At 75.3% G+C, this 16,280-nt stretch carries 13 protein-coding genes; 10 read left to right on the top strand and 3 right to left on the bottom strand.

The genetic code is table 11. The features are described from left to right. Positions 1 to 109: 109 nt before the first annotated feature. The gene (locus D459_RS0106465; RefSeq protein ID WP_017592183.1) at positions 110 to 1,048 is read right to left on the bottom strand and encodes an HpcH/HpaI aldolase/citrate lyase family protein; all 939 of its coding nucleotides are present in this window, start codon (positions 1,046 to 1,048) and stop codon (positions 110 to 112) included. Positions 1,049 to 1,324: 276 nt separating this feature from the next. On the opposite strand from D459_RS0106465, the gene D459_RS0106470 reads away from it, so the two are divergent. From D459_RS0106470 to D459_RS0106485, 4 genes are all read left to right on the top strand, one after another. After that, positions 1,325 to 3,685: a molybdopterin-dependent oxidoreductase gene (locus tag D459_RS0106470; RefSeq protein ID WP_017592184.1), complete on the top strand. Its 2,361-nt coding sequence runs from the start codon at positions 1,325 to 1,327 to the stop codon at positions 3,683 to 3,685. 257 nt (positions 3,686 to 3,942) lie between these two features. Continuing rightward, positions 3,943 to 5,055: a FecCD family ABC transporter permease gene (locus D459_RS0106475; protein WP_081620473.1), complete on the top strand. Its 1,113-nt coding sequence runs from the start codon at positions 3,943 to 3,945 to the stop codon at positions 5,053 to 5,055. Next, positions 5,052 to 6,143 (top strand): FecCD family ABC transporter permease, encoded by a 1,092-nt coding sequence (locus D459_RS0106480; RefSeq protein WP_017592186.1) that lies wholly within the window; start codon positions 5,052 to 5,054, stop codon positions 6,141 to 6,143. The genes D459_RS0106475 and D459_RS0106480 overlap by 4 nt, the downstream gene beginning before the upstream one ends. 40 nt (positions 6,144 to 6,183) lie before the next feature. Continuing rightward, positions 6,184 to 7,056, top strand: coding sequence for an ABC transporter ATP-binding protein (locus tag D459_RS0106485; protein WP_017592187.1), 873 nt, complete (start codon positions 6,184 to 6,186; stop codon positions 7,054 to 7,056). A gap of 102 nt (positions 7,057 to 7,158) precedes the next feature. On the opposite strand, the gene D459_RS0106490 is transcribed toward D459_RS0106485, so the two are convergent. Further along, complete coding sequence (locus tag D459_RS0106490; protein WP_017592188.1) at positions 7,159 to 7,743, bottom strand: dihydrofolate reductase family protein; 585 nt, start codon at positions 7,741 to 7,743, stop codon at positions 7,159 to 7,161. Positions 7,744 to 7,910: 167 nt separating this feature from the next. On the opposite strand from D459_RS0106490, the gene D459_RS0106495 reads away from it, so the two are divergent. Continuing rightward, the gene (locus D459_RS0106495; protein ID WP_017592189.1) at positions 7,911 to 8,729 is read left to right on the top strand and encodes a MerR family transcriptional regulator; all 819 of its coding nucleotides are present in this window, start codon (positions 7,911 to 7,913) and stop codon (positions 8,727 to 8,729) included. Between the two features lie 116 nt (positions 8,730 to 8,845). Here D459_RS0106495 and D459_RS0106500 read toward each other — a convergent pair whose 3' ends face one another. Continuing rightward, the gene (locus D459_RS0106500; protein ID WP_017592190.1) at positions 8,846 to 11,023 is read right to left on the bottom strand and encodes a HelD family protein; all 2,178 of its coding nucleotides are present in this window, start codon (positions 11,021 to 11,023) and stop codon (positions 8,846 to 8,848) included. A 344-nt stretch (positions 11,024 to 11,367) separates the two neighbouring features. Here D459_RS0106500 and D459_RS0106505 point away from each other — a divergent pair, with 344 nt between their 5' ends. The 5 genes from D459_RS0106505 (at position 11,368) to D459_RS0106525 (ending at position 16,090) form a co-directional block, all read left to right on the top strand. Further along, positions 11,368 to 12,093 (top strand): MIP/aquaporin family protein, encoded by a 726-nt coding sequence (locus D459_RS0106505; protein WP_017592191.1) that lies wholly within the window; start codon positions 11,368 to 11,370, stop codon positions 12,091 to 12,093. A gap of 172 nt (positions 12,094 to 12,265) precedes the next feature. Beyond that, positions 12,266 to 12,631 (top strand): hypothetical protein, encoded by a 366-nt coding sequence (locus tag D459_RS0106510; protein WP_017592192.1) that lies wholly within the window; start codon positions 12,266 to 12,268, stop codon positions 12,629 to 12,631. After that, positions 12,624 to 13,073 carry a hypothetical protein gene (locus D459_RS0106515; RefSeq protein WP_026120112.1) on the top strand — a complete coding sequence of 150 codons (450 nt, stop codon included), beginning with the start codon at positions 12,624 to 12,626 and terminating at the stop codon, positions 13,071 to 13,073. Before D459_RS0106510 ends, D459_RS0106515 begins: the two co-directional genes overlap by 8 nt. Before the next feature lie 9 nt (positions 13,074 to 13,082). Further along, positions 13,083 to 13,961, top strand: a complete 879-nt coding sequence (locus tag D459_RS0106520; RefSeq protein ID WP_017592194.1) for a sulfurtransferase — start codon at positions 13,083 to 13,085, stop codon at positions 13,959 to 13,961. A gap of 344 nt (positions 13,962 to 14,305) precedes the next feature. Beyond that, entirely contained in the window at positions 14,306 to 16,090 is a 1,785-nt protein-coding gene (locus tag D459_RS0106525; protein WP_017592195.1) for a S1C family serine protease, read from the top strand. The last annotated feature ends 190 nt before the right edge of the window (positions 16,091 to 16,280 follow it).

Consider the following 16,280-nt stretch of genomic DNA (forward strand, 5'->3'; position numbering starts at 1 on the left):
GCCCCGCGTTGATCTCGGCGCCTTCGCCGCCTCAAAGCCGGTCGGCCCGGCGGTCGCGCGGAGATCAACGCGAGGGGGAGGGGCGGGCCTGCGGACGGGCCGGCGCGGGTCAGGCCTCCGGGGTGCGGTGCAGGCCGGCAGCGCGGCCCTTGGCCGCGATGACCAGGGCCATCTTCCGGGACGCCTCGTCGAGCATCTCGTCGCCGAGCATCACCGCGCCGCGCCGCTGCACGGTGGTGGCGTGCTCGTAGGCGTCCAGGATCCGCTCGGCGCGGTCGTAGTCGGCCTGGTCCGGGGCGTACACCTCGTTGGCGGCCTCCACCTGGGCCGGGTGCAGCACCCACTTGCCGTCGTAGCCGAGGCCCGCCGTGCGCCCGGCCGAGGCGCGGAACCCCTCGACGTCCCGCACCTGCAGGTAGGGGCCGTCGATGGCCTGGAGGCCGTTGGCGCGGGCGGCGGTGAGGATGCGCAGCAGCACGTAGTGGTAGGCGTCGGCGCCGTAGCCGGGCGGCTGCCCGCCGACGGTCAGCGTGCGCATGTTCATCGACGCCATGTAGTCGGCCGGGCCGTAGACCAGCGTCTCCAGCCGGGGCGAGGAGGCGGCGATGGCGTCCACCGCGGCCACGCCGCGGGCGTCCTCGATCTGCGCCTCGATGCCGATCCGCCCCGGCTCCAGCCCGGTGGCCCGCTCGACCTGGGTGAGCAGCAGGTCCAGCCACTGCACGTGCGCCGCCTCGGTCACCTTCGGCAGCACCAGGCAGTCCAGCTCGGCGCCGGCGCCCTCGACCAGGGCGATCACGTCCCGGTAGGTCCAGGCGGTGCCCAGGTCGTTCACCCGGACGGTGCGGGTCCGCCCGCCCCAGCCGCCCTCGTTGAGCGCGGCCACCGCCGCCTCCCGGGCCCGCTCCTTCTCCGACGGCGCCACCGCGTCCTCCAGGTCCAGGAAGAAGGCGTCGGCGGCGAGGTCGCGCGCCTTCTCGATGAACCGGGGGTTGGACGCGGGGACGGCGAGGACCGACCGACGCGACCTGGACGGAGCCGCAGCCATGTTTCCACTCCTGGGGATCGACCGAACGGGAGGCGCGGCGGTGCCGCGCACGGACATGCTCGCAAACCCGGAGCGGTCCCGGAGCGTCAGCCCTTTCACAAGGCGCCGCATGCGGCGCCACGGTACGGCTCCGCCCGGGGCGGGCGGGCCTGCGGTGCCGCGCGGTGTGCCGGACGCGGCGCCGTACGGGGGTGGGCACACGAAGAAAGGAACAATAGGGTGCATTCCAGGCGCGGGGAGTCCGCCGAGCGTCCGCAGCGCGGGGAGAGGGGACCGATGAGCAACCGGTCGCAGAGCGAGGCCGTCGCATATCCGACCAGTTCGCACTGGGGCAGCTACCAGGTCCTGGTCGAAGGGGACCGGGTGGTCGGCGCCCGGCCCGACCCGGACGATCCCGCCCCCTCGCCGCTGATCGGCAACGCGCCCGGCGCCCAGCACCACGCCACCCGCATCGCCCGGCCGTCGATCCGCCGCCGCTGGCTGGAGCGCGGCCCGGGCCCCGACCCGCGCCGCGGCGCCCCCGGCGAAGAGTTCGTCGAGGTCGACTGGGACACCGCGCTCGACCTGCTCGCCGCCGAGCTGCGCCGGGTGCACACCGAGCACGGCGCCGAGGCGGTCTTCGGCGGCTCCTACGGCTGGGGCAGCGCGGGCCGGTTCCACCACTCGCAGAGCCAGCTGCACCGGTTCCTCAACACCATCGGCGGCTACACCCGCAGCCGCAACACCTACAGCCACGCCGTGGTCGAGGTGCTCTTCCCGCACCTGCTGGGCGCGCCCGCCGCGCACGACCTGCTGGAGCGGCCGCCGTCCTGGAAGGCCATCGCCCGGCACACCGACCTCATCGTGACCTTCGGCGGCCTGCGCGCCTCCAACATGTGGATCTCCTCCGGCGGCCGGGCCGCCGGCACCGCCCTGCCCGCGATGGAGAAGGCCGCCGCCGCGGGCGTGCGCACCGTGTCGGTCAGCCCGCTGCGCGACGACACCATCGACGAGATGGGCGCCGAGTGGCTGCCGGTCTCGCCCGGCACCGACGCCGCCGTGCTGCTGGCGCTCGTCCACGTCCTGTTCGACGAGGGCCTGGCCGACCGGGACTTCCTGGACCGCTACACGGTCGGCGCCGAAGTGGTGCGCCGCTCGGTCATGGGCATGATCGACGGCGTCGTGAAGACCCCGGAGTGGGCCGAGGAGATCAGCGGCCTGCCCGCGCCCCGGATCCGCGCCCTGGCCAGGGAGATGGCGTCCGGCCGCACCCTGGTCAACGTGGGCTGGTCGGTGCAGCGCGCCCGGTACGGCGAGCAGCCGATGTGGGCCGGCCTGGCGCTGGCCGCCTGCCTCGGCCAGATCGGCCTGCCCGGCGGCGGGTTCGCCACCGGCTACGGCTCCACCGGGCGCTACGGCGGCGGCTCCACCCCCGGCGGCCTGCCGCGCTTCCCGCAGGGCGCCAACCCGGTCGACCGGCACATCCCGGTCAACTGCACCGCCGAGATGCTGCTCAACCCCGGCGGCGCCTTCGTCCACGACGGCGAGGAGCTCACCTACCCCGACATCAGACTGGTCGCCTGGTCCGGCGGCAACCCGTTCCACCACCACCAGGACCTGGCCCGGCTGACCGAGGCGTTCGGCCGCCCGGAGACGGTGTGGACGGTGGAGACGCACTGGACCGCCACCGCCCGCCACGCCGACATCGTGCTGCCCTCCACCACCACCCTGGAGCGGGACGACATGGCGGCCAGCCGGGGCGACCTGCGGCTGCGCGCGATGCCCAGGGCGGTCCCGCCGCACGGCGAGGCGCGCGACGAGTACGAGGTCTACCGGGCCCTGGCCGCGCGGCTGGGCCGGGAGGGCGACTTCACCGAGGGGCGCACCGCCGAGGAGTGGCGCCGGCACATGTACGAGGAGTGGCGGAAGCGGCAGAAGGAGGAGTTCTCCGCCGACCTGCCCGACTACGACGCGTTCTGGGAGGCCGGCTCGGTCGACCTGCCCGGCCGGGTCGAGGACGAGGCCCTGCTCGGCGACTTCCGCGCCGACCCGGTGGCCGCGCCGCTGCGGACGCCCAGCGGCCGCATCGAGCTGTTCTCCGCCACCATCGAGGGCTTCGACCTGCCGGACTGCCCCGGCTACCCGGTGTGGCTGCCGGGGGAGGAGCGGCTGGGCTCGCCCCGCTCCCGGCGCTGGCCGCTGCTGCTCCTGGCCAACCAGCCCTCCGGCCGGCTCCACAGCCAGCAGGACATGGGCGCCTACAGCCGCGGCCAGAAGATCGCCGGGCGGGCGCCGATCCGGCTGCACCCCGACGACGCGGCCGCCCGCGGCCTCGCCGACGGCGACGTGGTCCGGGTCTACAACGACCGCGGCAGCCTGCTGGCCGGCGTGCGCGTCTCGGACGACCTGCGCCCCGGCGTCGCCCAGCTCTCCACGGGGGCCTGGTACGACCCGTCCGCGCCCGGCGTCACCTGCGCCCACGGCAACCCGAACGTCCTCACCTCGACCGCCGGCACCTCGGGGCTCTCCCAGGGCTGCACCGGCCAGCACGTCCTCGTCGAGGTCGCCCGCCACCAGGGAGACCTCCCGCCGGTCCGGGCCCTGGACCCGCCGGTGATCATCACCCTGGAGCAGCAGGACGCCGAGGGCTGGGAGTAGCCGGGCGGGGAGCGGCGGCGCGGGGCCGTTCCCCCGCCTCGCGGCCGCCGGGTGAAGGGCGTCACCTGGGACGCCCGCTTTTTCCAGATTGGTGGATAGGTTAGCCTCTACTAAGTCGACCGCCGGGCCCGGGCACGGGTTCCGGTGGTGTGTGGTGTCCGGCGCCGGTCGGACGGCTTGGTGCTCGGGAAGAGCCGGAGGAAGACTGTGTCCTTGGGATGGCGGCTGAGCCGCCCCGCCTGCCGCGGCGGGGCCGGATGAGCTCGGAGCGGACGACGGCCGTCATCGGGGCGTCGGCGGAGAAGGCCCGGGCAGAGGCCGAGCGCGAAGAGGCCGCCGCGGCGCTGGAGGAGCGGACGCGGAGCCATGTCCGGACCCGGGTGGTGCGCGCCGTCGGGCTGCTCGCGGCGCTCGGCGCCCTGGCGGTCTGCGTCGGCCTCAGCGTCTCGGTCGGAGCCAAGCCGATCCCGCTGTCCACCGTGTGGGACGCGCTCTGGAACAACGACGGCTCCTACGACCACAGCGTCATCGTCGAGCTGCGGGTCCCCCGCGCGGTGCTCGGCGTCTTCGTCGGGGCGGCGCTCGGCCTGGCCGGCGCCCTCATGCAGGGCCTGACCCGCAACCCGCTGGCCGAACCCGGCATCCTCGGGGTGAACTCGGGCGCGGCCGCCGCGGTGGTCTTCGCGATCTACATGTTCGGCGTGACCAGCCCCGACGCCTACGTCTGGTTCGCCTTCCTCGGCGCCGCCGTCGCCTCCGTCGCGGTCTACGCGCTCGGCTCGGGCGGCCGCAGCCAGGCGACCCCGGTGCGGCTGGCCCTGGCCGGCACCGCGATCGCCGCCGTGCTCCAGGGCCTGGTGTACACGGTCATCGCCCTCGACGACTTCGTCTTCGACCGGATCCGGTTCTGGCAGGTCGGCTCCCTGGTCGGGCGCGACCTCGAACTGTTCCTGAGGGTCTGGCCGTTCCTGCTGGCCGGCGTGGTGATCGCGCTGGCGCTCGCGCCCGCGCTGAACACCATCGCGCTCGGCGACGACCTGGCCTCGGCGCTCGGCGCCCGGCTCAACCGCACCCGGGCGCTGGCCGCCCTGGCGATCGTGCTGCTGTGCGGCTCGGCCACCGCCACCGCCGGGCCGATCTGGTTCGTCGGGCTCACCGTGCCGCACGTCGCGCGCGCCATCGTCGGTCCGGACCAGCGGTGGCTGCTGCCCTACTCCGCGGTGCTCGCCGCGATCCTGCTCACCGCCGCCGACACCCTCGGCCGGGTGGTGCTGCCCAACGGCGAGCTGGAGGTCGGCATCATCACGGCGCTGGTCGGCGCCCCGGTGTTCATCGCGTTGGTCCGGCGGAAGAGGATGGCCCAGCTGTGACGGCGACCGAGACCCCCACCGAAACCGCGGTGCGGAGCCGCTCCCGCCGGGCCCGCCCGGCCCGGATCCTCCGGTTCGGCGACCGGGTGTCGCTGCGGGTGCGCCCGCGCGGCCTGGCCGTGGGCACCGGGCTCGTCGCCGCGATCACCGCGGTCTTCGCGGTCCTGCTCATGGTGGGCGAGTACGAGATCCCGCTGGACAAGGTGGTGCTGGCGCTGGCCGGCGGCGGCGAGCGGCTGGACCTGTTCTTCGTCCGCGACGTCCGGCTGCCCCGCGCCTGGACCGCGGTGCTGGTCGGCGCCTCCCTCGGGGTGGCCGGGGCGGTGTTCCAGAGCCTGTCCCGCAACCCGCTGGGCAGCCCGGACATCATCGGCTTCACCGGCGGCGCCGCCACCGGCGCGGTCGCCGTCATCCTGCTGTTCGGCGGCACCATGCTCCAGGTCTCGCTGGGCGCGGTGGCCGGCGGCATCGGCACCGCGGCCCTGGTCTACCTGCTCGCGATGAAGCGCGGGGTGCAGGGCTACCGGCTGATCCTGGTCGGCATCGGCATCAGCGCCATGCTGCTGTCGGTCCGCGACTACCTGCTGACCCGGGCCGACCTCACCGAGGCGAAGACCGCGCAGATCTGGATGATCGGCAGCCTCAACGCGCGCGGCTGGACCGAGGTCATCGCGGTCCTGGTGTGCATGGCGCTGCTGCTGCCGGTGATCTTCGCGCTGGCCCCGCGGCTCCGGCTGATGGAGATGGGCGACCAGACCGCGGGCGCGCTCGGCGTCCCGGTGCAGGCCACCCAGGCGGTGGCGCTCATCGCGGCGAGCGCGCTGACCGGCGCCGCGATCGCCGTCGCCGGACCGATCTCGTTCATCGCGCTGGCCGCGCCGCAGCTCGCCCGCCGGCTGCTCCGCTCCACCGGCACCGCCTTCTTCGGGGCGGCCCTGATGGGCGCCCTGCTGCTGATCGCCGCGGACCTGGTGGCCCAGCGCGCGCTGGCGCCGGCGCAGCTCCCGGTCGGCGCGGTCACCGCCGTCATCGGCGGAAGCTACCTGGTCTGGCTGCTCTACCGTGAATGGCGGACCGGCCGTGCCTGACGCAGAACCCCGCCGCACCGCAAACCTTGGAGAGAACGCGATGTCCGAACCGTCCCGGCTGTGGGGAGAGAACCTGACCCTGGCCTACGACCAGAGCGTCATCTCCAGCAACCTGGGGATCAGCATCCCGGACAACTCCTTCACCGTGATCGTCGGTCCGAACGCGTGCGGCAAGTCGACGCTGCTGCGGGCGCTGTCCCGGATGCTCAAGCCCACCAGCGGCGCGGTGCACCTGGACGGCAGGCTCATCTCCTCCTACCCCTCCAAGGAGGTGGCCCGGCGGCTCGGGCTGCTCCCGCAGTCCTCGGTCGCCCCGGACGGCATCACCGTCGCCGACCTGGTGGCGCGCGGCCGCTACCCGCACCAGAAGCTGCTCCGGCAGTGGTCCCGCTCGGACGAGGCGGTGATCGGCGAGGCGATGGACGCCACCGGCGTCTCCGACCTGGCCGAGCGGATGGTCGACGAGCTCTCCGGCGGGCAGCGCCAGCGGGTGTGGCTGGCCATGGTGCTGGCCCAGCAGACCCCGCTGCTGCTGCTCGACGAGCCCACCACCTACCTGGACATCGCGCACCAGATCGACGTCCTCGACCTCTGCGCCGAGCTGCACGCCGACCGCGACTACACGCTGGTCGCGGTGCTGCACGACCTCAACCACGCGTGCCGCTACGCCACCCACCTCATCGTGATGAAGGACGGCGCCGTCGTCGCCGAGGGCGACCCGACCGAGATCGTCACCGACGAGCTGGTGGAGAAGGTCTTCGGGCTGCCGGTGCGGGTGGTGCCCGACCCCGAGACGCGGACCCCGATGATCGTCCCGGTCGACCGCAGGGGCATCGCCGCCCGCCGCGCGGAGAAGAACGGCGCGGCCGGCGCGGCCGCGGAGGCCGCTGTGGAGCAGCCCCGCTCGGCTTGATCGGCCCCCGGCCCCGGCCCCGGCCCTGATGATCTTGACGCTGCGGGGGTGACAGAGCGCTCTGATACCCCCGCAACGCCAAGATCATCGCGGGGAGGGCGGTCAGCCGTCGGCCGGGGCGGTGCCCTTGCGGATCCGGTACCGCATGACCGCAGTCTCCCCGGAGCGCCGGACCCACAGCGGCTCCAGCTCGGTCCGGACCGACCCCGGGCCGCCGAACAGCCGGGTGCCGGCGCCGAGCAGGACCGGCAGCACGTGCACCTGGACCTCGTCGACCAGGTCCGCCGCGATGCACTGCCGGGCGACGTCCGCGCCGGCGACGATGACGTCCTTTCCGCCGGCCGCGGCGAGGGCGCGCCGGACCGCCTCCCGGACGTCGCCGCTGAGGAAGACGGTGTCCGGGTCGTCCTCGGGCGGCCGGTGGGTGAGCACCAGCTCGGCGCCGGACCAGGCGCCGCCGAACGCCTCCCCGCTGGGCTTCCCCGCGTCCCGCCGCGCCACGTCGTAGCCGCGCCGGCCGCCCAGCATCGCCCCGGTCGCCGCCATCACGTCATCGACCTCGCCTTCGCCGGCGGCGTACTCGAAGACCCAGTCCATCGCGTCGTCCGGGCCCGCGATGAACCCGTCCAGCGACATCGAGGTGTGCCAGAGGACGATCCCGCCGCCCTCCCGTGCCGTTCCCGCCATCGTCCGCCCTTCGCTCCGCCGGTTCCGCGCCGCGCCGGGCCCGCCGGGCCCGCGCCGCGCCGTACCGTACAGACCGCGGCGGGGGCGGGAAGTCATCGGCGGCCGCGCCCGGCCGGAGCGGCGGGCTTGACCCTCCCACCGTGTCAGGCCCTTTGATCGGGAGCACCATGTTCGGAATCGGAGACTTCGCCCGGCACGGCCGGGTGTCGGTGCGGATGCTGCGCCACTACGACGCGGTGGGGCTGCTGCGCCCGGCGCGGGTCGACCCGGCCAGCGGGTACCGCTTCTACGAGGCGGCGCAGCTGAGCCGGCTCAACCGGATCATCGCGCTGAAGGAGCTCGGCTTCACCCTGAGCCAGGTGGGTTCCATCCTGGACGAGCAGGTGGGCACCGAGGAGCTGCGCGGCATGCTCCGGCTGCGCCGGGCCGAGCTGGAGGAGGCCCGGTCGGCGGCGGAGGCGCGGCTGGCCCAGGTCGAGGCGCGGCTCCGGGGGATCGAGAGCGAGGGGCTCATGTCCGAGTACGACGTCGTGCTCAAGGCGCTGCCGGCGGTGCGCCTGGCCGAGCTGTCCGGGACCGCCCCGGGGTTCGCCCCGGAGGAGATCGGGCCGGTCATCCGGCCGCTCTACCGGGAGCTGTGCCGGCGGCTGGACGAGGCGGGGGTGGTCCCGGACGGCCCGGGGCTGGCCTACTACCGGGCCGCACCGGAGGGCGGCGGCGCGGTGGTCGTCCACGCCGGGCTGCCGGTCCCCGCGGGCGCCCGGGTCGGCGGCGGGGTGGCGCTGGTGCACCTGCCCGCGGTGGAGCGCGCCGCCACGCTCGTGCACAAGGGGCCGATGGACGACGTGCTGCCCGCGAGCCAGGCCCTGGCGCACTGGATCGAGGAGAGCGGCCGCGAACCGGTCGGCGACTGGCGCGAACTCAACCTGGAGGTCCCCGAGGACCCGGCCGGCTGGGTCACCGAACTCCAGCAGCCGGTGTCCTGAGCGCCCGCGCGGCGGCACCCCCGTTGCGGCGGCACTCCCGCCGATCCCGGCGCCGCGGCCGTCCCAACGCAGGTCGAGACGGCCGCGGCGCCGGGATCGGCGCCCGGCGGGCGGGGTCAGCCCGCCGCGGCCAGTTCGGCCGGGAGCGGGGCGGAGTGCACCACGTGCAGCCGGCTCACCGCGCGGGTGAGGACCACGTAGAGGCGGTTCAGGCCGCGGTGCTCGGCGGCGGCGATGGCGGCCGGTTCGGCCACCACCACGGTGTCGAACTCCAGGCCCTTGGCGAGCGAGGCCGGGACGCAGACGAGGCGGTGCGCCTCCATCGCGTCCGCGCCCTCCTCCCCACCGTCCCCGCCGCCGAGCAGGCCCGGGGCGAGCCCCGCCGCCCGGGCCGCCTCCAGCAGGGCGGGGACTTCGGCGTCCGCGGCGATCAGCGCCACCGACCCCTCGCCGTCCAGGGCGGCGCGGCAGGCCTGCACCGCCGCCTCGCCGACCCGGTCCGCCCCGGTGCCCTGCACGCTCAGCGAGCCCGGCGCGCGGCGCACCGCGACCGGGGCGCCCAGCCCCGGGGCGATCCGCGGGAGGAGCCGGGCGGCGAAGTCGATGATCTGGGCGGGGACCCGATAGCCGCGGTCCAGCACGTGCAGCCGGCCGTCCTCCTTGCCGAGGTGGCGCAGGAGCACCGCCCACTCCTCGGCCGCGGCGGGCGCGGTGCCCTGCGCGATGTCGCCGAGGACGGTCATCGAGCCGCCCTGGGAGCGCCGGCCCAGCGCCCGGCACTGCATCGGGCTGAGGTCCTGCGCCTCGTCCAGCACGATGTGGCCCAGCCCGGAGGGGCGGCGGATCAGGCAGGCGGCCTCGTCGATGAGGGCGAGGTCGGCCTCGGACCAGCGGGCGCTCTTGGGGCCGCGGGGGCGGCCGGGCAGCAGGACGGCCTCCTGCTCTTCGGGGGTGAGCAGGCCCTCGGCGGCGCGGGCCAGCCGGTCGGGGTCGGTGAGCAGGCCGAGGACCAGCTTGACCGGGTCGGCCTTGGGCCAGATCGCGGCCACCGCCGAGCGCACCGCCCGGTTCCGGCGGACCTGGTCGTGGGTGCGGTCGTCGCAGGCCTCCCCGGCGGCCTCGATCAGGGTCAGCACCGCGTGCGCGATGCGGTGCTCCAGCAGCCCGCGGCCGGACTCGTAGGCGACGCCGCGCTCCCGCAGCTCTTCGGTGAGCTCGCGCAGGTCCTCGGGGTGGACCCGCCAGCGGCGCGCGCCGCGCTGCACCACCACCGCCTCCTCCGGTTCGCGGAGCAGCGACCACAGGTCGCGGCGGATCACCTCGGCCATCCGGGCGTCGCCCTTGACCCGGGCCGCCTCGGCGGTGTCGGTGCGCCGCACCGGGACGATGCCCAGCAGCTCGGTGAGGGTGGTCTGCCCCACGTTCACCTCGCCCAGGGCGGGCAGCACGTTGCGGATGTAGGAGAGGAAGGAGCGGTTGGGGCCGACGATGGCCACCCCGGAGCGGGCCAGCCGCTGCCGCTCGGTGTAGAGCAGGTAGGCGATGCGGTGCAGGCCGACGGCGGTCTTGCCGGTGCCGGGGGCGCCCTGGACGCACAGCGTGGTCTCCAGCGGGGCGCGGACCAGGTCGTCCTGCTCGGGCTGGATGGTGGCGACGATGTCGCGCATCGGGCCGGTGCGCGGCCGCTCGATCTCGGCGGCCAGCAGCCCGCCGCCGGGCGCGCCGCCCTCGGCGGTGCCGCTCCCGTCCTCGGCTCCGCCGCCTGGTCCGCCGGCGGTGAGGTCCTCGTCCTCGAAGGCGGTGAGCTCCCCTCCGGCGCCGAACCCGTACCGGCGGCGACCGCGCACCCGCATCGGCGAGGCCGGAACGGCCTGGTAGAACGCCCGGGAGATCGGCGCCCGCCAGTCCAGCACCATGGCGCGGCCGCCCTGGTCGTGCACGTGCCGGCGGCCGATCCGCACCCGGTCGGCGCCGTCCTGCGCGCCGTCGTCCTGTGCATCGCCGTCCTGCGCGTCGCCGTCCTCGAAGACGGTCCCGGGCTCGAAGTCGAGGCGGCCGAAGAAGAGCGGCGCGCCGGGCAGGTCGGCGAGGGCCTCCGCGCGCATCTCCCGGGCCTGGCGGAGCACCTGGGTGGAGACCCAGTCGCCGAACACCTCGGGGGTCTCGGTGGCCAGCACGTCCTCGCGCATCCGGCGCAGCGCGTCGCGGGCGGCGTCCAGCCGGGCGCGCTCGGCGGCGAGCTCGCCGGGGACGGCCGGGGCGGCGGAATCGGGGGTGGGGGCGGACTCGGGCACAGCGCACCTCGCGTCGGGATCGGAGCCGGTGGACCAGGGCGGCGGGTGCGCGGGTCCCGCCCCGGCAGGGTCCGCCGGTTCGTTCCGATCCTCAGCGCGCCGGTTTTCGAAGCCGCCGCAGAGAAGCCGATACGTTACCCGAGCCGAGCGGGACATGCAATGTCCGATACGTCTCTATCGGGTGAGTTTTCGGAAAGGGGAGCACGGCGCGCCGACGGAGCGGGCGTGGTGTCCTGTTCGGGATAACAATGAAATAAATAGCTGGCGGCGGCGCCCTTCTGATCAATGATCGGGCTCCGGAAGGGGTATTCCGTCGGTTATTTCCGCCGTTGCGATCGGAGGCGATGGTGACAACGACGACCATCTTCGTAGGCGAGCTGTTCGGAACGGCTCTGCTGATCCTGTTCGGCGGCGGCGTCGTCGCGGCGAACGTGCTGAACAAGTCCAAGGCCAAGGAGACCGGCTGGGTCCTCATCACCTTCGGGTGGGGTTTCGGCGTCATGATCGGCGCCTACTTCTCGCTGCCGCTCTCCGGCGGCCACATCAACCCGGCCGTCACCCTGGGCCTGGCGGCCTCCAGCGGCGAGTGGTCCACCGTGCCGGTCTACATCGTCGCCCAGATGCTCGGCGCGATGCTCGGCGCCTTCCTGGTCTGGCTGGTCTACCTCGGCCAGTTCAAGGACTCCCCGGGCCCGTTCCTGGGGATCTTCTCCACCGAGCCCGAGGTCCGCAACCCGGTGCAGAACTTCATCACCGAGTTCATCGCGACCATGACGCTGCTCTTCCTGGTGGTGGCCACCGGCCAGAACAACGAGCTGGCGCTGTCCGGGGTGGGCGTGCTGATCGTGGCGTTCACCGTCGTCGGCATCGGGATGAGCCTCGGCGGCCCGACCGGGTACGCCATCAACCCGGCCCGAGACCTGGGGCCGCGGATCGTCCACCAGCTGCTGCCGCTCAAGGGCAAGGGGAGCTCGGACTGGGGCTACTCCTGGATCCCGGTGGCCGCCCCGCTCCTCGGCGGCCTGGCCGGCGGCCTGCTCGGCGCGGCAGTGCAGGGCATGGCGGCCTGACCGGCGCCCCGCGCGCCCGAAGGGCCCGGAGCCGCCCTCCCCGGCGGACCCGGGCCCTTCGGGCGGCCCGCCCCCGGTCCGGTTCCTCCGCAACCCGTACTACGCTGTGTAGTGCACATCGGGGCCGCTCACCGGGGGTCGGTCCCGCGGAAAGCGGTCGAGGAGTGCGGGTGTGATCGGCTGGTTGACGACCACGATCGAGGCGGTGTCCCTGCTGATGGCCGCCTGGTTCCTGATCCAGGCGTTCCGCGACAAGGCCATGATGGTCCCGCACCTGATCGGGATGGCGGTGCTGTGGCTGCTGACCATCGGCCAGGCGGTCGTCTCCGCGGTGATGGCGGCCGGCGGCGACGGCCCCGAGGAGGCCGTGACGTTCATCGGCTACCTGGCCACCGTGGTGCTGCTGCCGCCGGCCTGCGCGGTCTGGGGCTTCATGGAGCGGAGCCGGTGGGGGCCCGCGGTGATCGCGCTCGCCTGCTTCATCCTCCCGGTCCTGATGGTCCGGCTCGAACAGACCTGGAGCCCCGTCCTTGCCTGACCCCGTGAACGGCGGGTCCAGCCGCTCCGGCCCCGGCCGGCTGCTGGTCGCCGTCTACGCCCTGTTCGCGCTGGCCGCCACCGCGCGCGCCGGCGTGCAGATCGCCACCCGCTTCGACGAGGCCCCGCTGGCGTACCTGCTGTCGCTGCTGGCCGGGATCGTCTACATCGTCGCCACCGTCGGCATCGCGCGCAGCGACCGCACCTCGCACCGGATCGCGTTCGCCTCCTGCGCTGTCGAGCTGGCCGGGGTCCTCGCCGTGGGCACCTTCAGCCTGGTCGACCCGGCCGCCTTCCCCGACGACACCGTCTGGTCCTCCTACGGTGCCGGCTACATGTTCATCCCGCTGGTGCTGCCGGTGCTCGGCCTGCTCTGGCTGCGCCGGGTGCGCCGCGAGGAGAAGGCCGCCGACGCCGCCGCTCCACTAGGGGGTGCCGCGTAGGGTGGCCGCATGACCGAGCAGAACCTGGACCTGCCCCCCGTCGTCTCCGCCGACCTGCTCCGCCGCCGCCTGGCCGAGCGGCCGGAGGCCACCGCCGTCGTCGACGTCCGCTGGTACCTGGACGGCCGCTCCGGCCGGGACGCCTACCTCGCCGGACACCTCCCCGGCGCGGTCTGGGCCGACGTGGACCGGGACCTCGCCGCCCCGGCCACCCCGGAGGGCGGCCGGCACCCGCTGCCCGCACCGGAGGACTTCGCCGCCGCGCTCGGCCGGCTGGGCATCGGCGACGGCACCGCGGTGATCGCCTACGACGACGCCGGGGGCTCCACCGCCGCCCGCCTCGTCTGGCTGATGCGCATCCTCGGCTCGCCCGCCGCGGTGCTCGACGGCGGGCTGCAGGCCTGGACCGGCCCGCTGGAGACCGGTGAGGCCGCCGCCGAGCCGCGGCACCGCACCCCCCGGCCCTGGCCCGCGGACCGGTTCACCGGCGCCGAGGAGCTGCTGAAGGGGGCCGGCGCCGCCGGCGCGCTCGTCCTCGACGCGCGCACGCACGGCCGCTACACCGGCGAGGCCCCCGCCCCGGTGGACGCCCGGCCCGGCCACATCCCCGGCGCGCGCAGCGCGGAATGGCAGGGCAACCTGGACGCCGACGGCCGGTTCGCCTCCCCGGAACGGCTGCGCGAGCGGTTCGCCGCGCTCGGCGCCGACCGGGCCGGCGGCATCACCGCCTACTGCGGCTCCGGGGTGACCGCCTGCCACGACCTGCTCGCCCTGGAGCGCGCCGGCTACTCCGGGGCGCGGCTCTACCCCGGGTCCTGGAGCGCCTGGGGCGCCGACCCCGCCCTGCCGGTCGAGACCGGCGACCCCGCGGAGCGCCCCGGCCCCTGACGGCCGGCCCGCCCCTCAGGGGAACCGCCCCGCCGGGGACTCGCCTCTCCGCGGAACTCGCCCCTCCGCGGAGAGGACAGGGGGGAGCGGGCGGTGCCGCGCGGACGCGCCGGCGCCGCTCCGGGCATGCACCGCGTGGCCTGGTCCTTGGGTCGGCAGGCGGCCACGCGGTGGGATCGGATGAGGCGGGAAGGGGGCGTTCACCATGTTCCGCCACGTTCATCCGGGAACGGGAGCGACGCGCCGGTCACACCTCGAAACCGCGCCTATCCGCCGTCTCACCGGAATCTAACCCGTGCGACCCATAATCTTCGCAGGCAGGGAAGACAAGCGGAGGTGCCAGGATGAGCGGGACGGATCCCCAGGGGACGGCGCCGGGCGAGGAGCCCCGGACCCCCGAGCGGCGGGACTTCGCGCCTCAGGACGAGGAGCGGCGGGAGGCCGCCGGGGCGGGCGCCGAGGGCGGCGCCCCGGCCGGCTCCGGTCCCGGCACCGGCGCGGACCGGGAGGAGCCGCCGTCCGCCGCGGACGGCGGGCGGCCGCAGGAGGCCGGTGCCGGGCAGGGCGCCGGAACCGGGCAGGACGCACCGCCGGCGGCCGGAGGCGCGCCGGAGGCCCCGGCCCCGGCGCCGGAGCCGCCCGCCCCCGGTCCCGTACCGCACACCGAGGCCGGCGCGCCGTCCGCGCCCGGCCCCGCCCCGCACCCCGGCCACGGCGGCCCGGACTGGCAGCGCGGCCCCGCGGAGGCGCTGCGCTGGCACACCGGGGCCCGGCACACCTGGGGGCCGGGGCAGGGGTGGAGCGGACCGGCGGAGGCCACCCGGGTCTTCGGCGCCGCGCCGCCGCCCGAGTCGGCCGCCTACTCCGCACCGGGCGGCGCGCCCGGAGCACCCGGTGGTCCCGGCGGGCCGGGGACGCCCCCGCCGCCCTGGGCCGGCCCCGGCCAGGCGCCGCCGCCCCCCGGGCCGCAGGACCCCGGGGCGAAGGGCAAGCGCAAGCGGCCCGGCACGGTCGCCGTCGCCGCGGCGACGGCGCTGGTCACCAGCCTGATCGTCGGCCCGGCCGCCGCGCTGGTCACCACCTGGGCGGTGCCCGGCGGGGGCGGCTCGATCAGCTCGCTCGCCGACGGCAACCAGGGCAGCTCGACGTCGACCGGCAGCGTCAGCAAGGTCGCGGAGAAGGTGCTGCCCAGCGTGGTCTCGATCGAGACCGGCAGCGGCAGCGGAAGCGGCGTGGTGATCGGCTCGGACGGGCAGATCCTGACCAACGCCCACGTGGTGGCCGGTGCGCAGGGCGATACGGTCCGGGTCCGGTTCAACGACGGCTCCAGCGCCGAGGCGCGGATCCTCGGCACCGACTCCGTCTCCGACATCGCGGTGCTGCAGGCCGAGGACGTCAGCGGGCTGACCCCGGCGACCCTGGGCGACTCCTCCAAGGTCGAGGTGGGCGCGGACGTGGTGGCCATCGGCTCCCCGCTGGGGCTGTCCGGAACGGTCACCTCGGGCGTGGTCAGCGCCGTCGACCGGCCGGTGAACACCGGCGTCGCCGACGGCGGCGAGCAGGGCGGCGGCCAGCAGGACCCGTTCGGCCCGCAGCAGAGGCAGGAGCCCCAGGCGACCACCTCGACCGTGATCAACGCGATCCAGACCGACGCCCCGATCAACCCGGGCAACTCCGGCGGGCCGCTGATCAACATGAACGGCGAGGTCATCGGGATCAACACGGCCATCGCCGGCATCGGCGGCCCGAACGGCGAGGAGGCCGGCTCCATCGGCCTGGGCTTCGCCATCCCGGTCGACCAGGCCGAGCCGATCGCCGAGCAGCTGATCGAGAACGGCAGCGCCGACTACGCCGCCATCGACGCCACGGTCTCCCCGACCCAGAGCGGCGACGGCGTCCGCGTCGTCCAGCCGAACAAGGGCGGCGCCGCCGACCAGGCCGGCCTGGAGAAGGACGACGTGATCACCTCCGTGGACGGCAAGGGCGTCTCCGCCCCGGACGAGCTGATCGCCGCCATCCGGGCCAAGCAGCCCGGCGACGAGATCAGCATCGGCTACGAGCGGGACGGCAAGGCGGACCAGACCGAGGTGACCCTCTCGGCGCAGTCCTCGGAGAGCATCGGAGGATGACCTCCGCCCGGCGGGGACGGGTCCTGCCCCGCCGGCGGCACGGGGAGCGGGGGCGCGGCCGCAGCGGCCGCGCCCCCGCCGTGCCCCGCCCGGGCGCCCCAGGGCGATGATCTCGGCGTTCCGGCCCTATCGGAACGCCCTGATAGGGCCGGACCGCCGAGATCATCGGAGAGAAGGGGGGCGACGCGGG

Origin of the sequence: Nocardiopsis potens DSM 45234 (assembly GCF_000341105.1) — a bacterium.
GTDB lineage: Bacteria > Actinomycetota > Actinomycetes > Streptosporangiales > Streptosporangiaceae > Nocardiopsis_A > Nocardiopsis_A potens.